We start from the raw sequence: 4,954 nt of genomic DNA, 5'->3' as shown, positions 1-4,954 counted from the left end.
CGGGTGAAGTCGGGCGGTGTCGGCTCAGCGCGCAGGGCCCAGGCCCCGGTGAGCACATCGGCCCGCGCGGCCATGCCGTGCAGCGCCGTCAGCACCGCGGGCAGATCCGCCGGCACCGGCTCGGACACCGCCGGGAAAAACGCCTCAAGATACCCCGGTGGCACCGTGAAATGTGCATGCGCGGCCGCAATGCCCCCGGGTTGTCTGCGCCCGGTGCGAGGCCCGACAAGATTGATCACCTCATGTCCCAGACTGTCGCCGAGCGCCGACCACAGCCGGAAATTCGTTCCGGGTGCATCGGAAAACAGGGCGAATATCTGACAGCCGGGCGGGGCAAACAGCATGTTCGCCAAATGCGCCCCGCTTTGGGCCACGATGGTTTTGGCCTGCGCCATCAGTCGGATCTGTGCGATGAAATCAAGATCGGCCGTATCGGCGATCTGGAAATCGCGGCTGCTCAACAGCTGCCGGATCTGCGGGAAGTTCACCAGCCGCCGCACCTTGGCGCGCCGGTGCAGCAACAGCCTTTCGGGGCCGCTTCCCGGCAGGGCCGCCGCGCGCAGTTGGGCAAGTTGGCGCAGGTGCGCGGGGTGGTAGCGCAGGATACCCGGGCTATCGATGGCCCTGGGTTCAACGGGATCGAGCACCCGCGTTCCCATCCCCGATTCATACAGATGCGTCACCTGCACCGCTGCGCCCCGCCCGATGCAGTACAGCGGGTGATCGGGAAACAGCAGGCGCAGGGCTTGATAATGCTGCTGCGGCAGGTCCCGCTCGGTCACGATCGGGGTCTGCGCGGGGGCGCGTCCTGCAGCTGCGGCGATCCGGGGCAGAATCTCCAGCAGAAAGTGGAAGTAGTTGTGGCTGTAGGCACCGCATCCGAAAATTGCCGCGCTCAGATGCGCCACCGGCGCCCGGTAGCGCAGGGTGACCGCCTGATCCGTGCAGCCGATCACCGCACCGGGATTGCGCAAGGCCATTTCCTGCGGCGCAAAACCATCGAGGCTGTCGTCTTTCCAAAGACCGTTCGCGGTGAGAAAACCATCTGCCCCGCCAATGACGGTCGCAACCGGCCAGTCTTGTGCAAAAATTGCGGGCAGGTCGGTTTCCAGCGACACCGGCGCGATATGCTCTGCCGCGAAGACCCGCGGCCGCAGAAGCCGCAAGGCATGCGGGGGCCAGAGCATCTTCCTGTCCGCGGCGGCATCGTCGGGATGCAACAGCCGGTCGTGGTGATGTTCGAGGCGTGGTGGCACCGTAGCAAAGTCGGGGGCTGCCGCGCATGCGGGCGCCATGAGGGGCGCGCGTGGGGCCGCGATCTCCGGCAGCCGACCGAGAATATCCTGCCATGCAACGCCAAAGCGTTCGGGTGAATGCTGCGTGTGATACCAATCCCGCGCGGATCGGGACAGCCGGTGGCGAAGCGCGTCCGGCAGGCCACCGCGCAATTGGTCCGCCAGATCGGGGATGCCGTGCCAGATGAGAGCGTCGGCGGGCCGCAGATCGGTGCCGGAGAGGTAGCGGGCGCTCGGCGTGGCTGTGCCGGGATCGCGCGCCGCAATCGGAATACCGGCATAGGCGGCTTCCGCCCGCGACAGGGCGCCGCTGACCGGGAAGCTGCCGAGATACAGGCCGACGCGGTGCCAGCGCAGGGCATCGGCAACCGAGGGGACTTCCTGCGTGAAGATCATCCGGCGCTGAGAAATCCCTTTGGTCCGCAGCGCGGCGCGCACGGCACCGACGAGTGCGCCGGAGGCGGGCCCGATGTGGACATGGCGACCCCCGGTTGCCATCAGAACGGCAGCGATGACCTCGGGCAGCGCCAGCGGCCCCTCGCGGGTGAATTTGTGCTCGGTGCCGCAACTGGCGGTGACCAGCGGATGCGCCCCTTGCGGAATATAGGGGGCCAGCAGATGGCAGATCTGGTGTTTCAGGCGGCGCCCTGCCCAGACGGCTTCGCGCAGGCCCTGCCATCCCCGCCGTTTCAGACGCGTCCGGCGCGGCATCGCCAGACCGAGGCGCCCCAAGACCGGCGGGTCCTCCGCGCAGAGTTGAGGCAATTCAACCGCCGGATCATAGCACAGCGGCAGCAATTCCACCCGCCGTTCCGGCGCGGCGCGGCGCAAGACCTCCGCCTGCTCGGGGCGGATGGCGAGATGCGTTGCCGCTGCCAGATCGGCGCCAAGCGTGCCCACCGTGTCGGCATGGCGCAGGAACAACAGCCGCGGCCCGAAGGCGCCGGCGATTTCCTGTGCGATCAGGGCGGCCAGAATATCCTCGGAATGATGCGCAAGAATGACCCGTTGCGGCGCCGTTTGCGCCAGTGTCTGGCGCAGCCAGAGCCATTTATCCCACAAAATGTCGCGCGGATCGGGTGCCGTGACCTCGGCCCCGACTGCCCGCAAACGCGACTGGCTGAACCGTGCCCTGATCTGGAGGGCGCCGGTGAACACGACCAGATGCCGTTGGTGAGGGCGGCTCCGGATCATTTGCTCAAGAAGTTGCCGATGCCCGCCTGCCGGATAGATCTCGGTGACAAGGTAGAGGTTATCGACACCCTGTCCCGGCCCCATGGGCAAAGGCGGCAGCCCCGCCGCCACCTCCTGCCAATACTGCGCCAAGGCCTGTTGGGCATCGGGCAGCCCCTCGGCACCCTGACCGACTCCACGCGCAACCTCGGCCGCGATGCGGGCGCTGAGGGTTTCCAGAGCAAGAGCGGCGGTCAGCATGTGGTGCTTGTCCCCAGTGGGCGGCCGGAACAGGCCCCCCGCATCACCACAGACCTGCAAGACGGCCCCCCCGTCAAGCACGGCATGGCTTCGGCCCTTGCGGCGCAGGCCGGATGGGGCGATGCGGCAAACAGATTCCGGTGGGAAACAGGGTGAGGAAGCAGCAAGAAATACGCCTTGTTAAGATCGGGGGCCAGCCTGGCCCCGGGGCGGAACCATCGCCGGTCTTGCCGCCTCAGCCGCGCTCAGCCCTTTCGCCCATCTTGTAGAGGGCGTTGCAGAGAAACTCCGAAATCGACACCGAGGCTCTGACCCGCAAGCCCGGATAGGGTTGCCAGGGGGTTTCGCCATCGGGCAGCGGGTTGCGGAACAAGACCCCGTCTGCGCGCCCCAGATAATCGCGGGCGACCGCGGCGTTGCTTTCGGCGCGGCGCTCGACAATTTCCCGGCGCCGGAGCGGATGATAGGCATAGCGCAGTTCCGCGGGATCCGGATGTGCCTGCGAGTATTTGATCAGCAGATCCTTGATCACCTGATGTTTCATATCGACGCGCGGACTGGCGTGGAACATGGTGAGAAAGGTGGTGCAATCGCGGCTCAGACGCTCGTTCTTGGCCGGCGGCATCGTGAGATCTGCGGTGAAGGGTGCCCCGATCAACTCCATGCAGATCTTTTCGATCGGCTGCTTTTCCGCGGTGGTTTCAAAGCTGTGGACCAGAATCTTGTCCTTGCCAAAGACATCCGCCCAGGTCCCGAGCCGCGCCGCATAATCCAGCGATCCGGCATGAACGGCCAGGTAGCGCTCCGGATCCAGACGGGTTTCGCCGTTCTTCAGGTTCTCCTGATAGGCCGATTCAAGCCATTCGTCCTGCCGCCGCAAAAAGACCACGACGGACACGTCAAAATCTTTGAAATACTCGCGAAACTGGGCATGGTTTTCGGCGAAATACAGGGATTCCGTCGACATGATGATGTTGTCGCAACGGGTTTCCTCGATTTCATGCATCAACTCCTGCATGACCGCGGCCGGATCCGCGCTGCCGATCCAGTGGATGGGCTCGGCACGAAAGAAATTGCCCAAAAGGTGATGCGCCGCATATTGGCGCGCGGCATTGGGATAGAGCCATCCCTTTGTGATCAGTTGCTCGCGGTTGACGGCCAGAAAATTCTGGATCGACGTCGTCGCGGTCTTGGGCTGACCAATGTGAAGAAAGAGTCGTTTCAACCCGTGTTCCTTTTCATGCGTTGCTGATTGTCAGGCGGGCCTGCGGACTATCCCCCGGGCCCGGTGGTGACCAGCGATCTTCAATCCTGCGCAGCCATCGCCTTGCGGTGTTCCATGTAGAGGTCGCGAAAGCGGGCTTCAGGCAGTTCGTAATAGATATTCTCCGCGTCTTCACCCGTGCGGATGCCACCAAAGCGGTCGTGAAAACGCAAGGTATGCGCGTTGTCCCGGCGCACGTCATAGACGGATTTCCGGAGTTTGAGCGCGTCAAAACCGTAGCGATAGACCTGAAGGGCGGTGTCGAGAGCGGCCTTGGCGGGCTTGTCTTCATTCAGGATCCAGCTGCCCCAGGTGAACTGGCCATCGCGAATGTCATAGATCCGGACGGTGCCGCAGGGGCGGTTGTCGTCATTGCGGAAAATGCAAAAGTAGAATTCGCTGCCCGCGGCTTCGCGCTCTTTGTAGCGGCGCAGCCAGGCCTTCTGATCTTCGACAGTGCCGGTGGTTGTCGACAGATGACCGTTGTAGCGGGGGTCGTTGCGCAATCCCCAGATGAAGGCCGCGTCGTCCTCAACCGCCAATTTCAGGGTGATCACGGCTCCGGTCACGGAGGAGGTCAGGTCTGGCATGAAGCACCTATGCAAAGAAATGTGACGCAGCCCCGCCGCGCCGCCCCTTCGTTATAATCCGCGGTTGCGGGATGTCCAACCGGAAGCCCGGGGTGAGCGAAACGCCGCCTTGGCCGCGCCTGAGAGCGGCGCCGCCGGTCCGGGGCATCTCGGGGGCAACAGGGGGCGGGCAGGCGCGGTGCGCGGCATCATCTGCTGTCCCCACAGGCCTGATCGACGGCATTTTGCATGTCTTTTGAATAGGTTTTACTGTCGACGAAAGGGGGCGTTTTGGCCGCGTCGCGCAGGGCCTGCGCGAGGGCGCGGCGGGCGTCGGGGTCGGCGGCGAGGGCTTGGGCCCGGGCGATATAGGCCTCGGGGCTGTTGACCAG

The 4,954-nt window shown here is 64.7% G+C and carries 4 protein-coding genes; all 4 read right to left on the bottom strand.

The features are described 5' to 3' along the window. A partial coding sequence (locus tag ACEN2S_RS22915) for a glycosyltransferase 61 family protein (protein ID WP_441870926.1) occupies positions 1-2,729 on the bottom strand: 2,729 nt, incomplete at its 3' end. 235 nt (positions 2,730-2,964) lie between these two features. Then, entirely contained in the window at positions 2,965-3,954 is a 990-nt protein-coding gene (locus ACEN2S_RS22910; RefSeq protein ID WP_441870923.1) for a hypothetical protein, read from the bottom strand. An 80-nt stretch (positions 3,955-4,034) separates the two neighbouring features. Then, positions 4,035-4,583, bottom strand: a complete 549-nt coding sequence (locus ACEN2S_RS22905) for a GNAT family N-acetyltransferase (RefSeq protein ID WP_441870920.1) — start codon at positions 4,581-4,583, stop codon at positions 4,035-4,037. Positions 4,584-4,771: 188 nt separating this feature from the next. Next, on the bottom strand, positions 4,772-4,954 hold a 183-nt coding region (locus ACEN2S_RS22900; RefSeq protein WP_441870917.1), incomplete at its 5' end, for a hypothetical protein.

It is taken from the genome of Phaeovulum sp. W22_SRMD_FR3 (assembly GCF_052113705.1).
Classification (GTDB): Bacteria; Pseudomonadota; Alphaproteobacteria; order Rhodobacterales; family Rhodobacteraceae; genus JBGQOG01.
Note: the sequence above shows the minus strand (reverse complement) of the source record. Positions and strands in the feature narration are given on the sequence as shown.